At 69.6% G+C, this 24,937-nt stretch carries 24 protein-coding genes and 3 pseudogenes; 17 read left to right on the forward strand and 10 right to left on the reverse strand.

What is annotated here, in order from left to right; genetic code table 11:
- Positions 1 to 4: 4 nt before the first annotated feature.
- The gene (locus ACZ5WC_RS23655; RefSeq protein WP_468542663.1) at positions 5 to 841 is read right to left on the reverse strand and encodes an endonuclease I family protein; all 837 of its coding nucleotides are present in this window, start codon (positions 839 to 841) and stop codon (positions 5 to 7) included.
- Positions 842 to 1,076: 235 nt separating this feature from the next.
- Between ACZ5WC_RS23655 and ACZ5WC_RS23660 the strand changes: the two genes are divergently transcribed.
- The 4 genes from ACZ5WC_RS23660 to ACZ5WC_RS23675 all read left to right on the forward strand — a co-directional run bounded on the left by ACZ5WC_RS23660 (position 1,077) and on the right by ACZ5WC_RS23675 (position 4,407).
- Positions 1,077 to 1,289 (forward strand): hypothetical protein, encoded by a 213-nt coding sequence (locus ACZ5WC_RS23660; protein WP_468542664.1) that lies wholly within the window; start codon positions 1,077 to 1,079, stop codon positions 1,287 to 1,289.
- Between the two features lie 116 nt (positions 1,290 to 1,405).
- Positions 1,406 to 2,560, forward strand: a complete 1,155-nt coding sequence (locus ACZ5WC_RS23665) for a methyltransferase (protein WP_468542665.1) — start codon at positions 1,406 to 1,408, stop codon at positions 2,558 to 2,560.
- A gap of 102 nt (positions 2,561 to 2,662) precedes the next feature.
- Positions 2,663 to 3,841, forward strand: a complete 1,179-nt coding sequence (locus tag ACZ5WC_RS23670) for an acyl-CoA dehydrogenase family protein (RefSeq protein WP_468542666.1) — start codon at positions 2,663 to 2,665, stop codon at positions 3,839 to 3,841.
- Positions 3,842 to 3,903: 62 nt separating this feature from the next.
- A complete protein-coding gene (locus ACZ5WC_RS23675) occupies positions 3,904 to 4,407 on the forward strand; it encodes a hypothetical protein (RefSeq protein ID WP_468542667.1) in 504 nt (167 codons plus the stop codon).
- Between the two features lie 249 nt (positions 4,408 to 4,656).
- On the opposite strand, the gene ACZ5WC_RS23680 is transcribed toward ACZ5WC_RS23675, so the two are convergent.
- Positions 4,657 to 5,055 (reverse strand): DUF302 domain-containing protein, encoded by a 399-nt coding sequence (locus ACZ5WC_RS23680; protein WP_468542668.1) that lies wholly within the window; start codon positions 5,053 to 5,055, stop codon positions 4,657 to 4,659.
- 156 nt (positions 5,056 to 5,211) lie between these two features.
- On the opposite strand from ACZ5WC_RS23680, the gene ACZ5WC_RS23685 reads away from it, so the two are divergent.
- The 3 genes from ACZ5WC_RS23685 (at position 5,212) to ACZ5WC_RS23695 (ending at position 7,744) form a co-directional block, all read left to right on the forward strand.
- Positions 5,212 to 6,570, forward strand: coding sequence for an MBL fold metallo-hydrolase (locus ACZ5WC_RS23685; protein WP_468542669.1), 1,359 nt, complete (start codon positions 5,212 to 5,214; stop codon positions 6,568 to 6,570).
- A gap of 68 nt (positions 6,571 to 6,638) precedes the next feature.
- Positions 6,639 to 7,004, forward strand: coding sequence for a rhodanese-like domain-containing protein (locus ACZ5WC_RS23690; RefSeq protein ID WP_468542670.1), 366 nt, complete (start codon positions 6,639 to 6,641; stop codon positions 7,002 to 7,004).
- Complete coding sequence (locus tag ACZ5WC_RS23695; protein WP_468542671.1) at positions 7,001 to 7,744, forward strand: sulfite exporter TauE/SafE family protein; 744 nt, start codon at positions 7,001 to 7,003, stop codon at positions 7,742 to 7,744. The genes ACZ5WC_RS23690 and ACZ5WC_RS23695 overlap by 4 nt, the downstream gene beginning before the upstream one ends.
- A 21-nt stretch (positions 7,745 to 7,765) precedes the next feature.
- Here the strand turns inward: ACZ5WC_RS23695 and ACZ5WC_RS23700 are convergent, their stop codons facing one another.
- The gene (locus ACZ5WC_RS23700; protein WP_311122776.1) at positions 7,766 to 8,053 is read right to left on the reverse strand and encodes a metal-sensitive transcriptional regulator; all 288 of its coding nucleotides are present in this window, start codon (positions 8,051 to 8,053) and stop codon (positions 7,766 to 7,768) included.
- Between the two features lie 83 nt (positions 8,054 to 8,136).
- On the opposite strand from ACZ5WC_RS23700, the gene ACZ5WC_RS23705 reads away from it, so the two are divergent.
- Positions 8,137 to 8,709, forward strand: coding sequence for a rhodanese-like domain-containing protein (locus tag ACZ5WC_RS23705; RefSeq protein WP_468542672.1), 573 nt, complete (start codon positions 8,137 to 8,139; stop codon positions 8,707 to 8,709).
- 99 nt (positions 8,710 to 8,808) lie between these two features.
- Here ACZ5WC_RS23705 and ACZ5WC_RS23710 read toward each other — a convergent pair whose 3' ends face one another.
- Entirely contained in the window at positions 8,809 to 9,189 is a 381-nt protein-coding gene (locus ACZ5WC_RS23710) for a universal stress protein (protein WP_468542713.1), read from the reverse strand.
- 182 nt (positions 9,190 to 9,371) lie between these two features.
- Here ACZ5WC_RS23710 and ACZ5WC_RS23715 point away from each other — a divergent pair, with 182 nt between their 5' ends.
- Positions 9,372 to 10,271: a universal stress protein gene (locus ACZ5WC_RS23715; RefSeq protein WP_468542714.1), complete on the forward strand. Its 900-nt coding sequence runs from the start codon at positions 9,372 to 9,374 to the stop codon at positions 10,269 to 10,271.
- Between the two features lie 105 nt (positions 10,272 to 10,376).
- Positions 10,377 to 11,054, forward strand: a complete 678-nt coding sequence (locus ACZ5WC_RS23720) for a helix-turn-helix domain-containing protein (protein WP_468542673.1) — start codon at positions 10,377 to 10,379, stop codon at positions 11,052 to 11,054.
- Between the two features lie 86 nt (positions 11,055 to 11,140).
- Here the strand turns inward: ACZ5WC_RS23720 and ACZ5WC_RS23725 are convergent, their stop codons facing one another.
- A complete protein-coding gene (locus ACZ5WC_RS23725; RefSeq protein ID WP_468542674.1) occupies positions 11,141 to 11,302 on the reverse strand; it encodes a universal stress protein in 162 nt (53 codons plus the stop codon).
- A 373-nt stretch (positions 11,303 to 11,675) separates the two neighbouring features.
- Positions 11,676 to 12,206 (reverse strand): annotated as a pseudogene (locus ACZ5WC_RS23730) (universal stress protein); the annotation flags it as partial.
- Between the two features lie 758 nt (positions 12,207 to 12,964).
- Here ACZ5WC_RS23730 and ppsA point away from each other — a divergent pair.
- From ppsA to ACZ5WC_RS23745, 3 genes are read left to right on the forward strand one after another with little or no spacing between them, the layout of a single operon-like run.
- Positions 12,965 to 14,815 carry a phosphoenolpyruvate synthase gene (gene ppsA, locus ACZ5WC_RS23735; protein WP_468542675.1) on the forward strand — a complete coding sequence of 617 codons (1,851 nt, stop codon included), beginning with the start codon at positions 12,965 to 12,967 and terminating at the stop codon, positions 14,813 to 14,815.
- Entirely contained in the window at positions 14,766 to 15,371 is a 606-nt protein-coding gene (locus ACZ5WC_RS23740) for a putative PEP-binding protein (RefSeq protein WP_468542676.1), read from the forward strand. Before ppsA ends, ACZ5WC_RS23740 begins: the two co-directional genes overlap by 50 nt.
- Before the next feature lie 5 nt (positions 15,372 to 15,376).
- Positions 15,377 to 15,880 (forward strand): flavodoxin domain-containing protein, encoded by a 504-nt coding sequence (locus ACZ5WC_RS23745; RefSeq protein ID WP_468542677.1) that lies wholly within the window; start codon positions 15,377 to 15,379, stop codon positions 15,878 to 15,880.
- 50 nt (positions 15,881 to 15,930) lie between these two features.
- Here ACZ5WC_RS23745 and ACZ5WC_RS23750 read toward each other — a convergent pair whose 3' ends face one another.
- Entirely contained in the window at positions 15,931 to 16,293 is a 363-nt protein-coding gene (locus tag ACZ5WC_RS23750; RefSeq protein WP_468542678.1) for a DUF1304 domain-containing protein, read from the reverse strand.
- Between the two features lie 123 nt (positions 16,294 to 16,416).
- Between ACZ5WC_RS23750 and ACZ5WC_RS23755 the strand changes: the two are divergent.
- Positions 16,417 to 16,776: pseudogene (locus tag ACZ5WC_RS23755) on the forward strand (transposase family protein); the annotation flags it as partial.
- 309 nt (positions 16,777 to 17,085) lie between these two features.
- Here the strand turns inward: ACZ5WC_RS23755 and ACZ5WC_RS23760 are convergent.
- The 3 genes from ACZ5WC_RS23760 to ACZ5WC_RS23770 are packed head-to-tail and all read right to left on the reverse strand — an operon-like array spanning position 17,086 to position 20,474.
- Complete coding sequence (locus tag ACZ5WC_RS23760) at positions 17,086 to 18,468, reverse strand: nicotinate phosphoribosyltransferase (protein WP_468542679.1); 1,383 nt, start codon at positions 18,466 to 18,468, stop codon at positions 17,086 to 17,088.
- A gap of 52 nt (positions 18,469 to 18,520) precedes the next feature.
- Complete coding sequence (locus ACZ5WC_RS23765; protein ID WP_468542680.1) at positions 18,521 to 19,015, reverse strand: CBS domain-containing protein; 495 nt, start codon at positions 19,013 to 19,015, stop codon at positions 18,521 to 18,523.
- A 31-nt stretch (positions 19,016 to 19,046) separates the two neighbouring features.
- On the reverse strand, positions 19,047 to 20,474 hold the full coding sequence (locus ACZ5WC_RS23770; protein WP_468542681.1) for an MBL fold metallo-hydrolase RNA specificity domain-containing protein: 1,428 nt from the start codon (positions 20,472 to 20,474) through the stop codon (positions 19,047 to 19,049).
- Positions 20,475 to 20,650: 176 nt separating this feature from the next.
- Here ACZ5WC_RS23770 and ACZ5WC_RS23775 point away from each other — a divergent pair.
- From ACZ5WC_RS23775 to ACZ5WC_RS23785, 3 genes and pseudogenes are all read left to right on the forward strand, one after another.
- Positions 20,651 to 21,695 (forward strand): annotated as a pseudogene (locus tag ACZ5WC_RS23775) (zinc-dependent alcohol dehydrogenase family protein).
- A complete protein-coding gene (locus ACZ5WC_RS23780) occupies positions 21,682 to 22,521 on the forward strand; it encodes an HAD family hydrolase (RefSeq protein ID WP_468542682.1) in 840 nt (279 codons plus the stop codon). Before ACZ5WC_RS23775 ends, ACZ5WC_RS23780 begins: the two are co-directional and overlap by 14 nt.
- Positions 22,503 to 24,929, forward strand: a complete 2,427-nt coding sequence (locus tag ACZ5WC_RS23785) for a glycoside hydrolase family 65 protein (RefSeq protein WP_468542683.1) — start codon at positions 22,503 to 22,505, stop codon at positions 24,927 to 24,929. Before ACZ5WC_RS23780 ends, ACZ5WC_RS23785 begins: the two co-directional genes overlap by 19 nt.
- Positions 24,930 to 24,937 lie beyond the last annotated feature (8 nt).

Consider the following 24,937-nt stretch of genomic DNA (forward strand, 5'->3'; position numbering starts at 1 on the left):
GGGACTACCAGATGGCTCCGACCCACTCGGGGTGATCGACGAACGGGTTGCGGTTGTGCTGGAACCGCTCGAATATGACGTCGTTGCGGCGCTTCTCGAAGGCGTCCGGCGGGTCCTCCTGGCTCCACCGCTTCAGGACGGACAGCTTGCCCATCCACGGCGTGGAACCGTTGTTCACCCGGTCGTTGGGTTCGAGGTCGGCGAAGGCGTCGTTGCCCTCGTAGCGCACGGCCATGTAGAGGATCATGCGCGCGACGTCGCCCTTGACCGCGTCGCGCGGCTCGAAGGAGTCGCCGTCGGTGAAGTTCCCCGGCGCGGAGCCCAGTTCGCTGCCGCCGTTGTCGAAGTCCTTGTTCCCGCGGATGGAGTTGACCTGGACGTCCTCGGGGCGCAGATGGTGGATGTCGGTGCCCGGGCCCTTCGCGGTGCCGAAGCCGCCGTGGGACTTGGCCCAGACGTGCTCCCGGTTCCACTGGCCCGGGTTGCCGCCGTTGTCGTTCTTGGACCGGGAGCGCCCGGTGTAGAGCAGGACGACGGCAGAGGGGTTCGCGGGGTCCTCGTCCGTGGCCTTGAGGGCGTTCCACACCTGGCTGTAGGAGAGCTTGGTCTGGTGGCTGATGATCGTGTGCAGGGCGGTCTTCAGCTCGGCGCCGGTCTTGCCGAGGGCGTCCTGGTAGTAGGTGTCATCAAGGGTGGCGGTGGTGGCGGAGGCGGCGGTGTACGGTCCGGGCGCCGGGGCGGCGGGGTCCGCCGGGGCCGCGGCCGCGGTGCCGCCGAGCATGGCGACAGCGGCCACCGCGGCCGGCAGCGGACGCGCGTAGAGCGAGTGACGACGGGACATGTGGGGTGTCCTCTCCGAAACACTGGCGCCGCGACGAGAACCCTGGGTGGGGGTGCTGACGCGGCGGCCGTGCGGTAGGTGGTCAGCGGGGAGCGTCGCACACGCACCGTGCCGTAGGCGTGAACACGGCGTATCTATCATGTGCAGGTCAAAAATCGGGTTCGTGTCGCCCGTTCCTCTCGGATGCGGCCGGGTGTCCACGGGGCGAGAATGACCGAAAGGACGAGGAGGCGGCATGAGCGAAGAGCCCGAATCCATATCCGCAGCCATGGCCGAGGCGCAGCGCGTCACGCCCGACCGGCTTCTGCACACCGGCGCGAGCGACCGGCCGAGCGCCGAGGACCTGGTGCTCGCCTCGGGGCGGGACCTGACACCCCGGACGCTGGAATGGGCGCGGCGCAAGCTGGCGGTCGAGGGCCGCTCGGCCCTCGACAAACAGCTGCCCTGACCGGGCCGACCGGTGCGGGACCGCGTGCCGTGGGCCGTACGCAGAAGGCGGGCGCGGCCGGTGAGCCGGGGAGCGTGTGGGGCGCCCCCGGTTCCCTCGGCTAGCCTGAGTCACATATGAACCGTTTGACGACCTCACAGGGCGCTTTCGAGCTCGCCCGCTTCCCCGAGCACCCGCGCGATCCCTTCCGGGCGTGGGACGCTGCCGACGAATACCTGCTCCGGCAGCTGACGGATCCCGAGGCGGGCCCGGTCGACCTCTCGGGCACGGTCGCCGTCGTGGGGGACCGGTGGGGAGCGCTCGCCACCGCGCTGGCCGCGCACCGGCCCGTCCAGATCAGCGACTCGTACCTGGCCCGGCGCGCCACTCTCGCCAACCTCGCGCGCAACGGCCTGGACGCCGACGCCGTACAGCTGCTGTCCTCGCGTGACACTCCGCCGGACCGGATCGACGTCCTGCTGATCCGGGTACCCAAGTCACTGGCGTTCCTGGAGGACCAGCTCCACCGGATCGCCCCCGCCGTCCACCCCGGCACCGTGGTCATCGGCACCGGCATGGTCAAGGAGATCCACACCTCCACGCTCAAGCTCTTCGAGCGGATCATCGGCCCGACCCGCACCTCCCTCGCGGTGCGCAAGGCGCGGCTCATCTTCTGCACGCCGGACGCCGGGCTGCCGCGTACGCCGAGCCCCTGGCCGTACCGCTACGAGCTGCCCGCCGACGTGGGCCCCGCCTCCGGCCGGACCGCCGTCAACCACGCCGGGATCTTCTGCGCCGAGCGCCTCGACATCGGCACGCGCTTCTTCCTGAAGCACCTGCCCACCCGCAACGGGCCCGTCCGGGTCGCCGACCTGGGCTGCGGCAACGGCGTCCTCGGGCTCTCCGCCGCGATCGCCAACCCCGAGGCGCACGTCACCTTCGTCGACGAGTCCTACGGGGCCGTGGCCTCCGCCGAGGAGACCTTCCGGGCGGGTGCCCCGGACGGCGCGAAGGCCGACTTCCTGGTCGGCGACGGGCTCGACGGGCTCGCCCCGGGCAGCGTGGACCTGGTGCTGAACAACCCGCCGTTCCACTCCCACCTGGCGACCACCGACGCCACGGCCCGCACGATGTTCGCCGGCGCGCGCACCGCGCTGCGGCAGGGCGGCGAGCTCTGGGTCGTCGGCAACCGGCACCTCTCGTACCACACCCACCTGCGCCGGATCTTCGGCAACTGCACCACGGTCGCGGGCGACCCGAAGTTCGTGGTCCTGCGCGCCGTCAAGCGCTGACGCCGAACCCCCGCGTCCCGGCCCCTTCCGGATTCTTGCAACACGTTCTACTGTGTGCGCCGCCGTACACGCGCGACGCGGAAGCGAGACTCCGGAGGGGCCGTGCACCTCGAATACACGCTTGAGCAGCAGCAGTTGCGTGCCGAACTGCGTACGTACTTCGCGACCCTGGTGCCCGACAACGCCTACGCACGCTATGCGGAACCCGAGGCCCAGAAACGCTTCTACCGCGAGACCGTCCGCAGGCTGGGAGCCGACGGCTGGCTGGGGGTCGGCTGGCCGAAGGAGTACGGGGGCCGGGGACTGACCCCGATGGAACAGTTCATCTTCTTCGACGAGGCCGCCCAGGCCGGCGTCCCGCTGCCGCTGATGGCCCTGAACACCGTCGGCCCCACGATCATGCAGTTCGGCACCGACGAGCAGAAGGCCCGCTTCCTGCCCGGGATACTCGCCGGGGAGATCGACTTCGCGATCGGCTACAGCGAACCGGACGCGGGCACCGACCTCGCCGCCCTCAAGACCCGCGCGGTCCGCGAGGGCGACACCTACCTCGTCAACGGCCAGAAGATCTGGACCACCAACGGCGACACCGCCGACTGGGTCTGGCTAGCCGTCCGCACCGACCCCGCCGCCCCGCCCCACAAGGGCATCACCATGCTCCTGGTCCCCACGAGCGACCCCGGCTACTCCTGCACCCTGATCAACACCCTCGCCTCGCACGACACGACGGCCAGCTACTACGAGAACGTACGCGTCCCCCTCACCCACCGCGTCGGCGAGGAGAACAAGGGCTGGCGGCTCATCACCAACCAGCTCAACCACGAACGCGTCACCCTGGCCGCCCACGGCACGATGGCGGTCCGCGCCCTGCGCAACGTCCAGCGCTGGGCCGCCGACACCAAGCTCGCCGACGGCCGCCGGGTCATCGACCTCGGCTGGGTGCGCGCCCTCCTCGCCCGCACCCACACCCGCCTGGACGCGATGAAGCTGCTCAACTGGCAGATGGTCACCGCCCTCCAGGACGCCACCCTCACCCCCCAGGACGCCTCCGCCGTCAAGGTCTACGGCTCCGAGGCCCGCCGCGACGCCTACGCCTGGCTGATGGAGATCGTCGGCTCGGCGGGCCCCCTGAAGGAGGGCTCCGCCGGAGCGGTCCTCCACGGGGAGCTGGAACGGGGCTACCGGTCAGCGGTGATCTTCACCTTCGGCGGCGGCAACAACGAGATCCAGCGCGAGATCATCTCCTGGATCGGGTTGGGGATGCCGCGCGTACGGCGGTGAGCGCGGGCGACGAGGCTCTTCGGCCGGCGCAGAAGCGGGCTGGTCGGCACCGGCTGAAATCGTTGGGCAACCGGGAAACGCCGGCCGTGCTGTCGGTGCTGGTGCTGGAAGACTTCGCGATGGCCGCCTTCCTCCCGCTGCTCGCGGTCGTCGCCGCCGGCGGTACCTGGCGGCAGGCACTACTGGGAGTCCTGCTCGCCCTCGGCGTGGTCCTGGCCGCGCTCGCCGTGTCGTACTGGTGGGGACACCATCTCGGACGGCTGCTGCTGCATCTGCGTCCGGACGCCGAGCAACTGCTGCTACGGGTACTCGGCATGAGACTGATCGTCGCAGCGCTCGTCGAGGCCGCGCGCATCTCCGCCGCACGACGGGAGGGTGCGGGGCGCCGGGGTCGGCTGAGGGGCGGTACCGCACTCATCGCACGCGGCGAGTCCTCCCTCGTCATGATCGGCCTGGTCGGGGTGCGGCAGGGCCGGCTCGGACCCAACGGGGCACGAGGCGTGACTCCGGTCATGCCGCGGCCAGTTTCACGATCCAGGCCGCAGGCCGGGCGGCGAGGACCGTAGCCAGGCCCTGCCCATGATCGACGCTGTCGGGATGATGGGTGTGTACGACTTCGTGACGGCCGGGACGCGCGGCCAGGACGGGGAGCAAGAGCGGCCAGCTGCATGCCTGGCTGTGTGCCGAAGCGGCGAGCGGACGTCACGCAGTCGGCGTGGACGGGGTTCGTCGTGCCCCGGCGGGTGATCCTTCGGAGGCCGCATCGACTGCGGACCCGGGCGGGCGTGTGACCGGTCGGCGTTCCGGTGACTCGGTCATGAGCGTGATGTCGTGACGGAAGCGAGGGCCGCGTCCAAGCGCAGGGCGACTTCGTCGGCCACGGGGCCCATGTCCTCGATCCTCGTGAGAGAGACCAGGGTCGCCGGGTCGATCGCCTGCACGAGTACTCGGCCGCCGTCCTTCCGGACCACGATGTTGCAGGGCAGGAGAAGCCCGATCGTCCGGTCCAGCTCCAGCGCCCGGTGCGCCAGGGAGGGGTTGCAGGCGCCCAGGATCAGGTACGGCTCCATGTCGTGTCCGAGCTTGGCCTTGAGCGTGGCTTGTACGTCGATCTCCGTGAGGATGCCGAAGCCCTGGTCGGCCAGGGCCTGACGGACAGCCTGCACGGTTTCTTCGAACGTGCCGTCGACGCTCACGGTGCGGTCGTAGGTCATGGATCTCCACCTCGTTCTCACGTCATCGGAATGCCCGACGGGCGCGGTTCGCGCGTGGCGGTCGCCACACTTCGAAATATACCCCCGGGGGTAAGAGTGCTACGGTGAATGGCATACCCCCCGGGGTAATTTTTTTCCGTCGGAAGGAGACTTTCCGTGTTCTTCGTTGAAGCCATCGAGCTGGAGGGTTTGGGCAACCGCAGCTACCTCGCCGGCGGCCGTCGGACGGCGGTTGTCGTGGATCCGCCCCGTGACATCGATCGGGTGCTGGCGGCTGCTGCCCGGCGGGGTGTGGCGATTACCCATGTGGTCGAGACGCACATCCACAATGACTACGTGACCGGCGGTCTTGAGCTGGCCCGCATCACCGGGGCCGCCTACCTCGTTCCGGCCGACGCGCACGTGTCATTCGCCCGGACCGCCGTGTCCGACGGCGACACCGTCATCATCGACGCGGAACTGACTCTGACGGCGGTAGCGACGCCCGGGCACACGCCGCACCACACGTCGTACGTGCTGAGTGAGGCGGGTCGGCCCGTTGCCGCGTTCACCGGTGGCTCCCTCCTCATCGGTACCGTGGGACGGCCCGATCTCGTGGAGCCGCGCCTCACCGAGCGACTGGCCCGCGCGCAGCACGCCTCCGCCCGCCGCCTCGCGGACGCACTGCCCGACGAGACCGAGGTGCTGCCCACCCACGGATTCGGCAGCTTCTGCTCATCCGCTCAGGCCGACGGGGAATCGACCACGATCGGAAAGGAGAAGACCGCCAACCCTGCCCTCACCATCGATGTGGACACCTTCGTCGCCGAGTTGCTGGCGGGACTGGAGGACGTACCCGCCTACTACGCGCACATGGGGCCTGCCAACGCGGCCGGCCCGGCCCCGGTGGACCTGACCCCTCCGGCCTTCGCCGATCCCGACGACATCGCCGGGCGACTCACGGCGGGGGAGTGGGTGGTGGATCTACGCAACCGCATCGCTTTCGCCGAGGGGCATGTCGCGGGGTCGTTCAACTTCGAGGCGGACGGCAAGCTCGCCACGTACCTCGCCTGGCTGATCCCCTGGGGCAAGCCGGTGACCCTGCTCGCCGAGTCGGCCGAGCAGCTCGCAGCGGCCCAGCGGGAGCTGGTGCGCGTCGGCATCGACCGGCCGGCCTCCGCCGCGACCGGCGGTCCCGCGGACTGGCTTCGCGCCGGCGAGAGCGCCGCGTCCTTTCCCCGTGCCACGTTCGCCGAACTGGCCGGTCAGGGAAGGGGCCGGATCGTCGTGCTGGACGTACGCCGCTCATCCGAACGTGCGGAGGGCTGGATCGAGGGCTCGGTCCACATCCCCATCCACCAGATCCACCGCCGGATCGACGACGTGCCCGACGGCACGGTCTGGGTGCACTGCGCCGGCGGCATGCGCGCGGGCATCGCCGCGTCGCTGCTGGACGCGGCCGGGCGGGACGTGGTCGCCGTGGACGACGGCTTCGCCGCCGCCGCCGAGGCCGGGCTGACCATCGTCACCGGCTGAACCGGCGAAGGCCCGGTCGAAGTGAACTTGATCAGCTAGGACAAGCAACAAGAAAGGCGACGTCGTCGATGTTCCTCCACGGTGGAAGTGGACAGCGCCTGTCCGTCAACGAGGCGCGGTCCCGTACTGCGGGGAGCTGCCCCGATGGTGTTCTGCTGGATGTCCGGGAAGAGCCCGAGTGGCGAACCGGCCATGCTCCCGGTGCGGTGCACGCGCCTCTCACCGACCTGGCCGCAGGTGCGACGATTCCGGTGGCAGCGCGGAGACGGCCCTTGGTGGTGATCTGTCGCAGCGGGCACCGCTCGCAGCAGGCTGTGAAGCTCCTGGCCGAGCGGGGAGCGGACGCGGTGGACGTCAAGGGCGGCATGATCGCGTGGGCCGCCGCAGGGTTGCCGGTGATCGATGAGCGCGGTGAGGGCGGCTCGATAGCGTGAGCACCTTGGTTCTCGCCCTGGCCGCCGGCACCCTGATCGGGCTGGCGCTCGGTGCGCTCGGCGGCGGTGGCAGCGTTCTGGCGGTTCCGGCACTGATCTACCTGCTCGGCTTCTCGGCGGCCTCGGCCACCACGGCCAGTCTGATCATCGTCACCGCCACATCGGCCACTGCCCTCTACGCACACGCGAGAGACGGTCATGTCGCCTGGAAGGCCGGGACATTGTTCGCGGCGGCGGGAGTTGTGCCGGCCTTCCTCGCCGGAGCGATCGCCGGCCATGTGCCCGGAACGGCTCTTACCGCGGCGTTCGCGGTGATCGCCGCCCTGGCGGCGCTGCGGATGCTACGGCCCTCCGCCGCCGAGTCGACGGAGGGGGTGCGGCCCGCGAAGGCGGCCGGAGCCGGTGCCGGGCTCGGCGCCGTGACGGGATTCCTCGGTGTGGGGGGTGGATTCCTTGCCGTGCCCGCCCTCGTCGGAGTCCTCGGTCTGCAGATGAGCCGGGCCGTGGGCACCAGCCTCCTTGTCATCACCGTCAATTCCCTCGCCGCCCTCGGCGCCCGCTCGGGAACCGGTGGCGACCTGCGATGGGAGGTGATCGCCCCGTTCGCGGGAGCGGCGATCCTCGGGGCCTGGGACGGCAAACGGCTGGCGGCGAAGGTCGCCGGTGCCGCTCTGCAGCGAATCTTCGCGTTCACGCTTCTCGCGGTGGCGGCTTTCATGGCCATCGACGTGATCGCCTGAACACGAGGGCCGCCACCGGCGTCAGGCGAGCGAGAGGAAGAGCTTCTCCAGCCGGGCGCGCATCTCGTCCCGGGACTCACCGGAACGCCGGCCGTCCTCCATCTCGGTGAGGCACTGCTGGAGCCCGGTGGCGATGATCGCGAACCCGGCCCGGTCCAGCGCTCGCGACGCCGCCGCCAGCTGTGTCACGACCTCCTCGCAGTCCCGCCCCTCCTCGATCATCCGGATCACCCCGGCGATCTGCCCCTGTGCCCGGCGCAGCCGGTTCAGGACCGCCTTGAGCTCCGCTCCCGCCAGATCAAGTTCCATCATCACTCCTCATGAGATACCCCCAGGGGTAATGTACTCCCCCTTGGTGGGGACCCCACAGCCAGAAAAGGATGACACCCGCCATGCCCACGCCCGCCTCCCTCACCATCCACGAGACTCGCGACCGCCTCCACGAGCTGATCGTCATCGACGTCCGTACCCCCGGTGAGTACGGCGGCGGCCATCTCCCCGGTTCCCTCAACATCCCCCTGGACCGGATTCAGCGGGCACTCGCCGACATTCGACACGCCGCCGACCGTGGTGACGTTCTGATCGTCTGCGCGTCCGGGGCCCGCTCGGAGAACGCCTGTCGCATCCTCGCCGAGAACAACATCACCGCCGCCACCCTCAGTGGCGGCACCAGCGCCTGGACGGCCGACGGTCACGACCTGCACCGTCCCCAAGGGACCCCCGCGACCTGGGGCATGGAGCGGCAGGTCCGCCTCACCGCCGGAACCGTCGTCCTCCTCGGCCTGCTCCTCGGTCTCCTCATCCACCCCGCGTTCCAGATCCTCTCGGCAGGCATCTCCGCCGGACTGGTCTTCTCCGCCCTCACCAACACCTGCGGCATGGCCGCGATGCTCGCCAAGCTCCCCCGCAACCGCCCCGGCGCGGCCGACCTCGACAACACTCTCGCGGCACTGCGCAGGCGCTGACCGAGCACGACGCGAAGGGAGCGGCATGCTTGCTCGGGGCGTCGCCTCACACGGTTGGCGTACGTCGACGCCCATTACCAGGTCGCCGTATGGGTCGTCTCACCGACCGGACGGGGAGTCGTTCCTGGCCCGCACCGACACAACCGGGCAGTTCGCGGCGCCGATGACCGCCATGCTCACGGAGCCGAGGACGAAGCCCATGACCGGCCCGAGCGCACGGGAACCAAGGACGATCATGTCCGAGACCGCAGCGGACTCGGACAGTACGTCGATCGGTCTGCCGTCCACTGAACGGATGCTGATGTCCAGGGCGGGAAATGTCCTGCGGAGCTCGTCGGCTGTCCGGGCGAGGAGATGCTGTGCAGAACGGCGGCCTGGACTGTCCGGTGCGCGGAAGACATGTCCAGGAGCCGACGGTTCCTGGAAATGAATGAGTCGAAGAGGGACAGCACGTGGGCCGGCCTTGTCATGTCGGTTCAGTCCCGTCTGCCGAGGAGTGTCTGCCGAGGAGTGGCGCCCCTTCTCTCATCAGCCCACAGCACGCCCGCCGTACCGCTCGTGGGTCGGTCGGAGAGAGGTGGGGACCGACCGGCCCTGGCCCGGCATCGTGGCCGGTGCCAGCCTGGGGGCAGTCGATCCTTCGAAGAAGGGTGGTGGGCATGATGCAAGCGCCGGTGGTTGTCGGGGTCGACGGCTCTGAATCCAGTCTCCAAGCAGTGGACTGGGCCGCTGACGAGGCCGCGCGTCATGCGACCCCGCTGAGGCTGGTGTACGCCTCGCTCTGGGAGCGGTACGAGGGAACGGTACCGCCGGGCGGGCTGGAGCGGCCGGCGGGTCGGATCCTCGCCGAGAACATCCTCGGCGCCGCTGCCGAGCGTGCACGGCTTCGCGTGCCCGATCTTGCCGTCTCCACCGAAGTACTCGCCGAGGACGCGACCAGCGCCCTACTGAGAGAGGGTGCCTCGGCCTCGGCGGTCGTCGTGGGATCACGGGGGCGCGGGCGGTTGGCGTCCGTGCTCCTGGGCTCGGTGAGCCTCGTCGTGGCGGCCCGCAGTGTGTGCCCCGTGGTCGTGGTACGTGGGGATGACGTAGCGCTCACCTACCGGCACCAACGCATCCTCCTGGGGGTGGGCGGCAGGGACGTCGAGGCTCCTGCGGTGCGCTTCGCCTTCCGTGAGGCCGCCGCTCGCGGCTGCGCCCTCAGCGCTCTCAGCGCCTGGCGCCAACCGACCCCGAGGCCCGCCGAACACCCGCTCATCACGGGCGATCCGGCACACTCGGCGGAGGCGCGTGCCGCCGCGCTTCTCGACAAGGCACTCGAAGGACCGGCCCGGGAGTACCCGGATGTCCGGGTGAGCAGGGCCACCCCGGAGGGGGCGGCTGCCAAGATCCTGGTCGAGCGGTCGGCCGCCGCCGACCTGCTGGTCGTCGGAGCACGACGCCACGGGAGCTTCATCGGCCTGGAGCTCGGCAGGGTGGCCCACCGAGCGCTGCACCACGCCGCGTGCCCCGTCGTCATCGTGCCTCAGCGCGTCAAGGATGCTGCGGCGAGCGATGTCTGAGTCCCGGCACCGGGGCGGCACCCGCGCTGCGTCTGCTCCCGGTTCTGGCTGGCGTGACCGCATGACCCGCCCCGGTGGGAGAAGACGATGAGCAAGGAGCCAGCGATGTCTTCAGCACCGCCTCCGGCCAAAGGCGACCTGGGCCGACGCATTGCGGCACGCCGCCTGCAGCTCGGACTGTCCCGGCAGGACGTAGCGCTGCGGGCAGGAGCCGCGCCCGGCTACATCGAATACGTCGAGGAACAGCCCGCCACACCGGGCATCGGCTTCCTGCTCCGGCTGGCCGACGCGCTGGAGACCACGGTTCAGGAACTGTCGGGAAGTACGAGTGACCTGCCGCCCGGCTTCGGCCGCGGAGCCCGTAGGGCCCGGATGGTCGAACTCGACCAGGCAACGTGCTGGACGCTGCTGGGAGACCACGGCGTAGGACGGGTCGCCCTGACGCTGGGGGACGGACCGGTCGTGCTGCCGGTCAACTACCAGGTGCTGGACGGCGAGGTCATGTTCAGTACGGGAAGCGCTTCCCCGCTCGCCGCTGCTGCCGACACGGAGATCGCCTTCGAGGCCGACCACATCGATGACGCCTTCAGTAAAGGCTGGAGCGTGTTGATCGTCGGAACCGTGTGTTCGGTGGCGGACGAAGAGGCCGCCCGGCGGCTCAGGGAAATGGCTTACTCGACTCCCTGGGCAGGTGAGGAGCGTGAGCACGTCATGCTCCTCAGGGCCCGGCGAGTCACCGGGCGGAAGATTGTTGTTCCCGACGCCCCGGACGACGCTGGCTGATGCGGCTTGTGAGGGCCTGGTGCTGTGCCCTCAACGAGGGGCGCAGCACCAGGCCCGCAGTTACGAAGGTTCCCCTACGGCTGACGTCACTCGTAGGGGACTACGGCGACCGGTGCGGAGCTGTGGTGAATCACGGCGTGGGTGACGTGGCCGACATGGGGCCCCACAGGTCTGCTGCTGCGTCGCCCTACGACGACGAGATCGGCTCCCTGGGACGCCTGGACGAGCTCGCTGGCCGGCGGGGTCATGACTGCCGTCTCCGTGACGTCGACCTGAGGGAATCCGGCCCGCCAGGGGCGCAGCATGTCGGTGAGTGCTTGGGGGGGCGTGCTGACCGAGTCCACTGCCGACGTCGGGGTCGAGGATCGCCGCATACGTGTAGGTCGCGGGAAGCGACCAGCTGTGTACGACCTGCAGAGCCGCGCTTGTGCGGGCCGCTTGTTCGAAGGCGAAGGCGAGCAGAGGGTCGCAGGGGTGGGATACATCAAGGCCCAGGACGATCCCGGGTCGGCCGTCCGAGGGTTCCTCGGAGGTAGAGGCAGTGGCGTCGCTCTCCTGGGGACGCACGAGAACCACCGGGCTCCGCGTCTTGGCTACGACGCCCAGTGACACCGAGCCGATGAGGAAGCCGAGGAGTCTTCCGAGTCCCCGTGAACCGAGAGCGGTGACCTCGGCCTCGTTCGCGGCGCGCGTCAACTCGTCGATGGCCCGGCCCTGAACCAGTTCCGTGGTCACCTCCAGGCCGGGGTGATCCCGGCGGGCCCGGTCCGCGGTGTCCCGCAGCAGAGCTTCGTACCGTTCGACGAGTGACTGCGTGAAGGGCTGCGGGATCTCCGGAGTGACCGGCCACTCCTCCACGTGCACGAGGCGCAACGGGACACCGCGCAGTGCGGCCTCGGGCGCGGCCCACCGGACTGCCGCGAGGCCTTCGGGGGACTCGTCCAGGCCGACAGTGACGTGACGCGTCATGACACAGCGCCTCCTCGGTGTGCGGGGCTCCTGGGGCGGAACCCTGCATCCAGCGTCCCGCCGCCATGGAGGCGAGGGGAGGGCCGACAGGTCTCGATCGGGACCGAACGGCCCATGCCGACCGCGCGCGGCGGTGGAACCGTGGCTTGTGCGAGTCTCTGGACCGCCCCGAGGAGGAGCCATGACCGGCACCACTCCCGACCCTGCCGGACTCGGTGCCGTCGTTGCCGGTGTGGACGCGTCGGCCCCGGCGCGCTCGGCGGCGCTGTGGGCTGCGGGGCAAGCGGATCGTCGCGGTCGGCCCCTCCACGTCGTCCATGCCGCTGGCACCGATCACCGGATGCTCTACGTGGGTGTGGAAGCTGTCCAGGCGATACGCGAGATCGTCGTGAGGGGCGAGCCCGACCGGCCCGTGACCGGTGTGATCACGGCGGCGGTGCACGGCGCGTCCGACCTCGACTGGCCGATGCCGGCAGCCGCCGAGGCGCGGATCCGCAAGGCCTCGCTTCGGCTGCTGAGCGCCCGCAACGTGCTGGCTCAGGTCGGCGCGGCACCACCATGCCCGACAGCCTCGGCGAAGTTGCCGGGCAGCAGGTGCACGAGGTGTCGGCGATGGCCGTGCGGATTCGGGAGGTCTATCCCGACCTCACGGTCACCCACCACGTCGAGACGGGGACCAGCGTCCCGGGAGTCCTCGAAGCACACAGATCTCATGGTTCCGGGCAGCCGACGACACCTGCTCGGACTCGGACCGGCGCTCGGCCGGGTCAGTCATACCGTTCTGCATCACGGGCACTGCCCCGTCGAGACCGTCCCCCTGAGTACGGGGCACGGGCAATCAAGAGTGAATCTGCACCTGCGGGGCAGGCCCAGAGCCCGCGCACGCCCCCTTCGGGCGCTTTCGCCTCGCTGACCGCTTACGCGAACCTACGGAGACCGCCATGGCATCTCGGCGCCACGTCATTCCGTTCACAGAGCTCGGCCGACAGGACATCGGGAGCGTGGGCGGGAAGAACGCCTCGCTCGGTGAGCTGACCGCACACCTCGGCGCCGCAGGTGTGCGCATCCCACCGGGATTCGCCACGACTGCTCAGGCGTACGAGGAACTACTGGCCGCGCACGGCTTGCGTGCCTCCATCGAGGATCAGATCGCGCGTCTGCACGGCGGCGCCCCGCTGGAGAAAGTGGGTCGGGCCATCCGCGTGCTGATACTCCGCGAACCACTGCCCACATCGCTCCCGGGCGAAATCGTCACCGCCTACGAGGATCTCGCTCGCCGCACGGGTGGCGAGAATCCCCCCGTCGCCGTGCGCAGCAGTGCCACCGCCGAGGACCTGCCCGAGGCCAGTTTCGCCGGTCAGCAGGACACGTACCTCAATGTGCGTGGACCTGAACAACTGCTCGAATCCTGCCATCGCTGTTTCGCCTCGCTCTTCACCGACCGGGCCATCGACTACCGGGAACGCATGGGCTTCGACCACTTGTCCGTCGCGCTGTCGGTGGGTGTGCAGGTCATGGTCCGCGCGGATCGGGCCGGCGCGGGAGTGATCTTCACCTTGGACCCCGAGACCGGGTTCCCCGACGTGATCGTGGTCAGCGCGGCATGGGGACTCGGCGAGACGGTGGTGAGCGGACAGGTGGACCCCGACGAGTACACCGTCTTCAAGCCCAGCCTCGGGGATTCCTCCCTGAACCCGCTGATCGATGTGCGGGTGGGCGCCAAACAGCGCAAGACCGTGTACGCGGAGACCGGACTCACCCGCACCGTGGACACGCTCCCGGGCGAACGCGTACGGCGGGTGCTCGGCGACGACGACGTCCGTACCCTCGCCGGCTGGGCCGGAGCTGTCGAGGAGCACTACGGCTGCCCGATGGACCTGGAATGGGCCAAGGACGGGGTTACCGGGGAGCTCGCGATCGTCCAGGCCCGCCCCGAGACCGTTCAGTCCCGCCGACGCATTACCGCGATCCGGGAATGCCGACTGACGGAGAACCCCGGGCGGCCACTGATCGAAGGGACAGCCGTCGGTGAGGCGATCGGACAGGGTCCGGTCGTACCGCTGACCGCCCCGGTCGCCCGGGCGGCCTTTCCCGAGGGCGGCGTCCTGGTCACCGGCCTCACCGACCCGGACTGGGAGCCCGTGATGAAGCGCGCCTCGGCGATCATCACCGATCACGGCGGACGCACGTCCCATGCGGCCATCGTCAGCCGGGAGCTCGGAGTCCCCGCCGTCATCGGCACAGGCAGCGCGACGCGCGTCCTGCGACAGGCAAGGGACGTCACGGTGTCCTGCGCGGAAGGAGATCGCGGACGCGTCTACGACGGCCTGCTCCCCTACGAGGAGCGCGAAACCGATCTCTCGACCGTCCCGAAGACGCGTACGCGCATCATGCTCAATCTCGCCGACCCGTCCGCCGCCCTGCGGTGGTGGCGCCTGCCGGCCGACGGCGTAGGGCTCGCCCGGCTGGAGTTCATCGTTGCCCATCAGGTGAAGGCCCACCCCATGGCGCTGCTTCACCCGGAGAAGCTCGACGCGGATGACCGCCGCGGCATCGAGCGACTCACCGAGGGATACCCGGATCGGGGGGCGTTCTTCGTCGACCGGCTTTCCCAAGGTATCGCCCGGATTGCCGTATCACGCTGGCCCGACCCCGTAGTGGTGCGTACCAGCGACTTCAAGACCAACGAGTACGCGCGGCTGCTGGGGGGGCCGCGCCTTCGAGCCCGACGAGACGAACCCGATGATCGGCTGGCGAGGCGCCAGCCGCTATTACAGCGATGGCTACCGTGAGGGATTCGCCTTGGAGTGCCGTGCCCTTCGCCGGGTCCGCGACGACCTGGGTCTCACCAACGTCGTCGTCATGATTCCGTTCTGCCGGACGCCCGGCGAGGCCGACCTGGTGCTTGATGTGATGGGCGAGCAGGGCCTCAGGCGCGGACAGAACGGGCTGGAGGTCTACGTCATGGCGGAGATACCCTCCAACATCATCCTTGTCCGGGAGTTCGGCGAACGGTTCGACGGCTTCTCCATCGGAAGCAACGACCTGACCCAGCTGACGCTCGGCGTCGACCGGGACTCGGAAGCACTCGCCCATCTGTTTGACGAGAACGACCCGGCGGTCACGCGCAGCATCCAGCGTTTGGTGGCCGGAGCCCATGAGGCCGGACGCTCTGTCGGTCTGTGCGGTCAGCGGCCCAGTGACGATCCCGCCTTCACCGAGTTCCTCGTGAGGGCCGGCATCGACTCGATCTCTGTGGCTCCGGACAGCTTCGCCGCGGTGAAGGGACATGTGGCGCGCGCCGAGGGCCTTCGGAGAGACGGGGATGTCCACCCAGGAGCAAGGTGAATGACATGCACAACACACGTGTGCTGATCGCCTACGGAAGCAAGCACGGAGCCACACAGGGGATCGCCGAGGAGTTGGCAGAGGCGCTAGGCTCCGACGGCTTCGACGCGGTAGTCATGGCCGCCGACCGTGTCGACGACATGAGCGGCTATGACGCCGTGATTCTCGGTGGCGCTGTCTACGCAGGACGCTGGCACCTCGATGCCCGCCGGTGCGCCCGACGTCATGCGGGGCAGCTGAGGCAGCTGCCCGTCTGGCTCTTCAGCAGTGGGCCGGTCGACGATTCGGCTGAACGGCGGGACATCGCGCCGGTACGCGGGGTTGCCCGCTGGATGCAGCGTCTCGGTGCACGGGAGCACATCACGTTCGGCGGAGCTCTCACGGCGGAGACTCCGGGCCGGATCGCCCACAGTCTGGTCCGGCACGGGACGGGCGGTGACTTCCGGAACCCGGAACGCATCCACCGGTGGGCCCACCACATCGCATCCCAACTCGCCTCGTCCTCCTGACCGGTCGAGTGCCAGGGCTGTCGCGAGCAAGGAGGCGGGCGGCATGTGTCTCAGCGCGACAGGAGTACCAGGGTGAGTACAGCAAGGGCGGGCACGGTCTGCACGAAGAGGATCTTGCGGGATGCTGTCGCGGCGCCGTACAGACCGGCGACAGCGACGCAGGCCAGGAAGAAGATCCGTACCGGGAAGCCGACGGGGTCGGAGGCGAAAGCGCCCCACAGGAGTCCGGCTGCCAGGAATCCGTTGTACAGGCCCTGGTTGGCGGCCATCGCCTTGGTTGAGGTCGCGAACTCCTCTGTCGTGCCGAAAGCGGCCCTGGCACGGGGGCCGGTCCACAGGAACATTTCCAGAACCAGGATGTAGACGTGCAGGAGGGCGAGCGCAACAACGGCGACGGTGGCGACAACAGACATGCCGGACACGTTACGTCACCGCACGGCAGCCCCTCGCGCACATCGTGGCCGGTGGATTCCCGGCACAGCCGATCCGTGTGATCAAAACGGCTCGACGGCACCGGACCCGGCAGTTCGCCTGGAAACCGGGCCCTGGCCGATCCGAAGATCGACGAGCGCGAAGTACGGGCCGCAAGGCCGGACCGCGAGCCCGATCCGGCGGCCGAGAGGCCCGGTCTACGGCTGATCGCGGACAAGGGCTTCGACTCCGGGGAGTTCGAAGCCGATCGCGTTCTCCAAGGAGCGGAGTTGCTCCGCCTCCCGTTCAAGCGGGAGAGACGCCGCAAGGGCGAGTCCCCGCTGAGGTCGGCGCGGCAGCTGATCGAGTCGGTCAACGACACACTGAAAGGCCGACTCGACCGGGAACCGCGCGGCGGGCGTACCTTCGAGGGCGTCGCCGTCCGCGTCGCCCAGCGCATCCTCGCCTTGGCCGCGGCCATCTGACACAACCACAAGAGCGGCGCCTCGGTCCTGCGGTCGCTGACCGCATGCGACCACTGAACACATCGGAACTACTCGTCTGGACCGGTCGGGCTCCACGATCCGCTGCGTACGGAGGTTGCCGAGGCCGTGTGCCGTTGCCGCGACGCCGGTATCCGGGTGCTCCTCGTGGCCGGCGACAACGGTGCCACCGCCGCTACAGGACCTGTTCGGCACGGCTGCGCTGCCGTGGGACGTCGTTGCGCTCGTGGCCACCTTCCCCATGCTCGTCTGGGGAACGGACGAGACGCGAGGTGCACGTAGGCGTCACAGTCAGCCGGACGCGGGATCGGCAGAGCGGGTCGGCCCGGTCCGCTCCTCCGGTCGGCCATGAGACCCCCGTGATGCCAGCCGCTCCCGCACCTGTGCGGTGACCTTCTCCAGCCGTGCCGAATGCCGGGGGGTCGGCGGCACGGGCCCCTCGATGCGCCGGGCGTCCGGCGGCAGTTCACCGAGGTCCGCTTCGAACCGTGCACGAGCCGTGCCGAGATCATCGGGCGGGCCGGTCCGCAACCCATCACGCATGACCGTCCGCAGCAGTGGCTCCGTTCCCTCGGGTGGTTCTTCGGTTTCCAGGCCGATCACGTCCCGGACTCCCGGTCCACGGAAGACCTGCTTGGGCGCGGGAGCGGTGACCTTGGCCGAGGAGAGCTTCATGACCGGTGTGCCGTCGTACTCGACCAGCTTGTACGCCGCATCGAGATAGGGCGCGTCGGCGGCGACGCCGACGCGTGTGCCCAGGGCGAAGACGTCGATGGGCGCTCCGTCGCGCACCAGGGCGTCGACCGCGTACTCGTCCAGCCCTCCGCTCGCGATGATCCGCACGTCACGCAGCCCGGCCGCGTCGAGCGTCTCGCGGGCCCGGTAGGCCAGGAGCCCGAGATCGCCGCTGTCCAGCCGGATGCCGCACCCCGGGCCGCGCGCCAGGTCGGAAAGCACCTGGGCGGCAATGGCGACTCCCCGGTCGGTGTCGTACGTGTCGACCAGGAACGTCAGGGGCCCTCGGTGCGTCCGGGCGAAGGCCTGGAAGGCCTGTTCCTCGGAAGGGAAGCACTCAATGTACGAGTGGGCCATCGTGCCGGACGCGTCGATGCCGTACCGGGCCGCGGTGGCGACGTTGCTCGTACCCGCGAAGCCCACCACGGCGCACAGCCGGGCGGCCTGGGAGCCCGCTTCCGGGCCGTGGCACCGGCGCAGGGAGAAATCGACGAGTGGACGCCCCGCTGCCGCGAGGACGCACCGTCCGGCCTTGGCAGCGACCGCTGTCTGATGGCAGATCAACGACAAGAGGTACGTCTCCACCAACTGGGCCTGGGGCAGCGGGGCTGTGACCTCCAGCAAGGGCTCTCCGGCGAAGACCAGCCGCCCCTCGGGAACAGCACGGACCTGGCCGTCGAAAGCCAGTCCTCGCAGCGGTGCGAGATCCTCGGGCGGCAGGTGCAGTACCTGAGCGAACTCATCCGTGTCCGACTTCTCGACCCGCCACCCGGAGAGGTAGTCGAGTGTGGGTTCGAGTCCCGCCGCGACGAGGAATCCCCGTCCGGGGGGCAGACGTCTCGCGAAGAGGCTGAACGTGGCAGGTGCCCGCATGCCTTCACGCACATAGGACAGTGCCATCGTGACCTCGTACAGATCTGTCGTGGTCACCCGGGACATACTTCGAGCATGCGCCGTCCACGAGCGGCGTGCACGGCGGCTCGGGTGCCGGTTATCCGGTTTCGGAAGCGGTCAGCTCGCACCGTACGTCGACCACTCCTTCGACAGCCCGTGCCAGACGGGTTGCCACCGGGAGCAGGCCTGCTTCCCTCACCACACCCGACATCGTCACAACGCCCGTATCGACCTGAACGGTCACTTTCTCCCGAGACACAGGGAAGAGCCGCGCGACCACCTGCTCCCGTACCTCCTCGGCGAGCTCGGCATCAGGCCTGAGGAAGACTTTGAGCAGGTCCGACCTGCTGACGACGCCTTTGAGGACGCCCCCCTCGACGACCGGCAGGCGCTTCACTCCGCGGGTCGCCATCAGTCGGGCGGCCTGCGGCAGCGGTGCGTCCGGGCCGATGGTCAGGGCCGGCCGGGCCATCAGGTCCTCGGCGGACAAGGACGCTGCCTTGGCCGTCGCGTCCGGACGGCGCATCTGCTCCACGAGGCCGGGACGCCGCTCGTGGAACTCCTCCTTCGGCAGCGGGTCGGCGGCGTGCATGCGTGAGGCCGGGGCCGTTTCTCGGAACCGGTCATCGGACCAGCACGGCTTCTCCCGAGCGTGGGACGACGGCCGTCCAGCCGAGCTCGTCGGAGATGCGGGTGCGTAGCGTCGCAGCCGCCGACGGCTCGCCGTGCACCACGTACGTCGTGTGCGGGGGCGGGGCGCCGCGCAGCCAGTCGAGGATCTGACTCCCGTCGGCGTGCGCCGAGAAGTGTGGAACATCGGCCACCTCAGCGCGGACGGGGATGTACTCACCGAACATCTTGAGAGCGGGGGCACCGTCCACAAGGTCTCTGGCGCGAGTTCCGGCCGCGGCGAAGCCGACGACGACGACGGTGTTCCGCGGGTCGGGCAGCAGCCGGCGCAGGTGGTGCAGGACCCGGCCGCCGGTGGCCATCCCGGCTGAGGAGACGATGACGCACGGCCCGTGCGTACTGTTGATCGCGATGGACTCCTGGACCGTCCGGGCCGCCAGGAACGGGTCGGGACTCAGGGCTCCCGCGCCCTGGTCCAGGATGTCCGGCCTGAGCTCCGGTGACCGGTCACGCACCGCTTGCCGGTAGACGTCCAGGGCTGCGAGGGCCATGGGGCTGTCGACGTACACGGGTACCGATGCGGGCAGGACGCCGGCGACGCGCAGCTCGACCAGTTCGTGGAGGACGACCTCGGTCCGGTCGATGGCGAAGGCCGGGATGACCACGGTGCCGCCTCGCGCGAGGGTGCGTCCGATCGTGGAGGCGAAGGCGGCGCGGCTCTCGGCCGGGGCGTGGCGACGGTCGCCGTAGGTGCTTTCCACCAGCAGTACGTCGGCACCCGAGAACGGTTCCGGGGGAAGCAGCAGCGGGTGACCCGGGCGACCCAGGTCGCCGGACACCGCCAGTGTGTGACCGTCCTCCAGGGTGAGACGGGCCCAGGCGGAGCCAAGGATGTGGCCTGCGCGACGCAGTGTCAGCCGGGTGCCCGCCATGATCTCGACCTCGCTGCCGACCGGCACGGGGTCGAAGAAGCTCAGCGTCTTCTCCACGTCGGCGTCGTCGTACAGCGGCTTGGCGGGGCGGTGCTTGGACCAGCCGTGGGTGTTCGCGTGCTGGGCCGATTCCATCTGGAGCCGTGCACTGTCCCGTAGGACGATCTCGGCGAGCCGCGCCGTGTCGGCGCTCATGAGGATCGGGCCGCGGAAGCCCTGCCGGACCAGGCGGGGGAGATACCCGCAGTGATCCACGTGCGCGTGGGTGACCACGACGGCGTGGAGGTCGGTGGGGGGCCTGGCGAACTTCTCCCAGTTGCGGCGCCGCAGATCGGCGAAACCCTGGAAGAGGCCGCAGTCCACCAGGATGCGGGTGTGGTCGCTCTCGACCAGGAACTTGCTGCCGGTCACGGTCCCCGTGGCGCCGAGGAACGTGAGCAGAGCCGCACGGGAGGCCGGGAGGACCGGCGGCGGTGTCGGCCGGGACATGAAGTACCCCCTTGCCGTTGATGCGGGCGCACTCCCACTTTCCCACCGGTTCCCCCGATCGGCAGGGGCCCGCCGGGGGCCCTCATGGGGACCGACCGGCCCATGCGGAGCACTGGTCCGTGGAGTCAGTCTGGTGGCGAATCTCGCGGGACTACGGACAGGAAAAAGGCCATGTCATGAAGGCGCTCGTCTTCCAGGAGCCAGGCCGCACCACATGGCGGGATGTTCCCGACCCGGGCATCGAGGACGCCGCAGATGTCATCGTGCGCGTCGACGCGGTCACCATCTGCGGCACCGACCTGCACATAGTCAAGGGTGATGTACCCGAGGTGACCCCGGGGCGGGTACTGGGCCACGAAGCGGTGGGCACGGTGGTGGAGGCCGGCGGTGACGTGCGCACCGTACGGCCGGGGGACCGGGTGCTGGTCTCCTGCATCTCCGCCTGCGGGAGGTGCCGCTTCTGCCGGGAGGCCCGCTACGGACAGTGCCGGGGCGGAGGTGGCTGGGTGCTCGGGCACACCATCGACGGAACCCAGGCGGAATACGTGCGCGTGCCGTTCGCCGACCTCTCGGTCCATCCGCTGCCCAATGCCGTCGACAGCGTCGACGCCGTCCTTCTGGCGGACATCTTTCCGACCGCTTACGAGGTCGGCGTCCGCAACGGCGGCGTCAGCCCGGGTGACACCGTCGTCGTGGTCGGCGCGGGGCCGATCGGCCTGGCCGCCGTCGCCACCTCCCGCCTCTATTCGCCGGAGCGGGTCATCGCCGTCGACCTCGCCGACGCCCGGCTGGACGCGGCCCGGTCCCTCGGTGCCGAAGCCACCGTCCGTGCCGACGAGGAGCCGCAGCAACTCGTCGCGGATCTGACGGACGGCCTGGGGGCCGACGTGGTCATGGAAGCGGTCGGCGTACCGGAGACCTTCGAGACGTGCACCCGGATGGTCCGGCCCGGCGGCAGGGTCGCCAACATCGGCGTGCACGGCAAACCTGCCACCCTCCATCTGGAAGATCTCTGGATCAAGGACGTCACCATCACCACGGGCCTGGTGGACACCTCGTCGACTCCCATGCTGCTGCGGATGCTGGCGAACGGAAGGCTGCCGTCGGCCGAGTTGGTCACGCACCGTTTCGAACTGGGGGAGATGGAGGAGGCGTACGACGTGTTCTCCCGGGCGGCAGGACACCGGAGCCCTGAAGGTCGCACTCCATGCCCCGCGGTGACCCACCGGTTCCTGACGTCCCGGCGTCTCCCTCCGGGCAGGCGGGCACAGGGGCCGGATCCGGTGTCGCGCCCGGCACACACGGCGTCGTCTTCGACACCGACGGTGTACTGCTCGATTCCGCGTCCCTTCACGCCGCTGCCTGGAAAGTCGCGTTCGACCGCTGCATCGGGAAGCTGAGGCCCGGCGACCCGCGGCAGCCTCCCTTCGACGCGAACGCGGAGTACCGACGCCTCGTGGACGGCAAAGCACGGCTTGACGGAGCCCGCGCCTTCCTGGAGGACCGCGGCATCGTGCTGCCACTGGGCGCACCGGACGACCCACCCGGCTGCACCAGCATCTGGGCGGTCGCCACCGGCAAGGAAGAGGCCTTCACCCACATGCTCTCGACCCGGGCCGTTCCCGTGTTCGACGATGCGGCCCCCGTACTGCGGTCCCTTCGCGCCGGGGGAGTTCGGTGCGCCGCAGCCTCCGCGTCACGGCATGCCGGTGCCCTGCTGGAAGCGGCAGGAATTCTCGCCTTCTTCGACACCGTGGTCGACGGCAGGGACGTCGCACGGCTCAGGCTTCCCAGCAAGCCGAACCCCGCACTGTTCCTGGAGGCCGCTTCCCGGCTGGGACTGCGCCCGTCGCAAGCCGCGGTCGTCGAGGACGCGGAGGCCGGGGTCGCGGCGGCCCGTCGTGGAGGCTTCGGGCTCGTCGTCGGGCTGGACCGGACGGCGGACGCCGACAGGTCGGCCGCGTTGCGTACCAGGGGCGCGGACCTCGTGACGCCCGACCTCACCGCTCTCCTCGACGAGGTGAAGGCATGGGCGGAAAGGCCGTGAACGACGCCTGGAGCTGGAACTACTCAGCCTACGATCCGCACACGGAACGGCTGGTCGAGTCCCTCTGTACCGTCGGCAACGGCAGGTTCGCCACGCGCGGCAGCGCTCCGGAGTGCGCGGCCGACGACGCGCACTACCCGGGCACCTACCTGGCCGGCTGCTACGACCGCCTCACATCCACCGTCGCCGGGCGGACGGTCGAGAACGAAGACCTGGTCAACCTCCCGAACTGGACCCTGCTGCGCTACCGCTGTCTGTCCGAAGACGGACCACCCGGGGAATGGCTCACGCCCGACTCCGCCGATCTGAGACGCTCCACCACCCATCTGGACCTACGAGCCGGAGTCCTCACCCGCCGCCTGCTCTACCGAGACGCAGCAGGACGCGGTCTGCGCGTCACCCACCAGAGGTTCGTCCATATGGGAAACCCCTGGCTCGCCGCTCAACGCAGCGCGTTCAGAGCCTACGGCTGGAGCGGCCGAATCGAGGTCGAGTCGATTCTCGACGGCACCGTCACCAATGCCGGAGTGGAGCGATACGGTGACCTCGACGGACAGCATCTCACCGAGCATCGCAAAGGAGCGGAGCCCGGGGGAGTCGCCTGGCTCACCTGCCGGACCGTCCAATCGGCGGTCCACCTCGCTCTCGCCGTCCGCACGACCTCCAGCCCAGTACGACCTGCCGAATACGTCCACGCCGCGCGGGCTGCCGTGCAGCGGTTCGTTCTCCCGGTTTCCCCCGGAAACTCGGTGACGGTCACCAAGACGGTCGCCCTGCACACCTCCCTCGACCGCCCCGCCGGTGACCCGCTCGCCGCAGCCCTGGAGAGCCTCGCCCACGCCCCGGTCTTCGGCCGACTGCTCCGCTCGCACAGGTCTGCCTGGCAACGCATGTGGAACCAGGCTGAGCTGGACGTGCCCGGGCAGAGCGGCCACATACTGCGCCTGCACCTGTTCCATCTGCTGCAGACCCTGTCGCCGCATACGGCGGAGCTCGACGTCGGGGTGCCGGCCCGTGGGCTGCACGGAGAGGCGTACCGGGGCCATGTGTTCTGGGACGAACTCTTCGTACTGCCGTATCTCACTCTCCATTTCCCCGAAGTGGCCCGAGCGATGCTGATGTACCGGCATCGGCGACTGCCCGCAGCCCGAGCTGCCGCCCGGCGTACCGGGGCGCGTGGAGCCATGTACCCGTGGCAGAGTGCCGGTTCCGGCCGCGAGGAGACCCAGGCGATGCACCTCAACCCCGCTTCCGGCCGGTGGCTGCCGGACCATTCCCACCTCCAGCGCCATGTGGGATCCGCAGTGGCACTCAATGCCTGGCGGTACGCACAGGCAGCGGGTGATCCGGGGTTCCTTCACTCGGCCGGGGCGGACATCCTGCTGGAGGTGGCCCGGTACTGGGCGAGCGCGGCGGCCTTCGACCCCGGCCGCGGCCGCTACCGGCTGCGGGGGGTCGTCGGTCCCGACGAGTACCACGACGCGTATCCGGGCGCGGACCGGCCGGGCATCGACGACAACGCCTACACCAACGCGGTGGCCGCATGGGTCCTTACCCGGGCCCTGGAGGTCTTCGACGTACTGCCCGATGCCCGGCGCGAGGAGCTCGCGGAGCGACTGGCGATCGACACGGAGGAGCACGCGCGCTGGGACGACGTCTCCCGCCGCTTGTACGTGCCCTTTCATCACGGCGTGCTGAGCCAGTTCGAGGGTTACGGGGATCTGGAGGAACTCGACTGGGAGCGCTATCGCCACCTTTACCCCGACATCCGCAGGCTGGACCGGATCCTGGAGGCGGAGGGCGACTCGGTCAACAACTACCAGGCGTCCAAGCAAGCCGATGCTCTCATGCTCGGCCATCTCTTCCGTCCCGCCGAACTGACCGCTCTCTTCGACCGTCTCGGCTACCGGATCGACGACGAGATCTGGAGCCGGACTGTCGCCTACTACCTTCCGCGCACCAGTCACGGATCGACACTCAGCAGCCTGGTGCACGGCTGGGTGCTCGCACGTCAGAAGGGCCCGGACGCCTGGAAGTACGTGGCGGAGGCACTCCTCAGCGATGTGACCGACATCCAGGGCGGCACGACCGGTGAGGGCATCCACCTGGGTGCCATGGCGGGAACACTTGATCTGGTCGAGAGAGGCATCACCGGGCTGGAACCCGGGGAGCAGGGCCTGCGCATCGATCCCGTGGCACTCAGAGAAATACCTCGTTTCTCCTTCACTCTGTGCTTCCGGGGCCACAGCGGGGTGCGGCTCCGGCTGCTCCCGGGACGCATCGGCATCACTGTGCCGCCCTCGCCGCAGGGCGCACTCGTGGTGCTGCTTCCAAAGGGCAGAAAAGTGGCTGTGCCGCCGGGGAGGGAGCACTGGTTTCGTCTGCCTCCGCAGAAATCCAGGAAGTGAGCACACAG

The organism is Streptomyces sp. NPDC033165 (assembly GCF_055577965.1).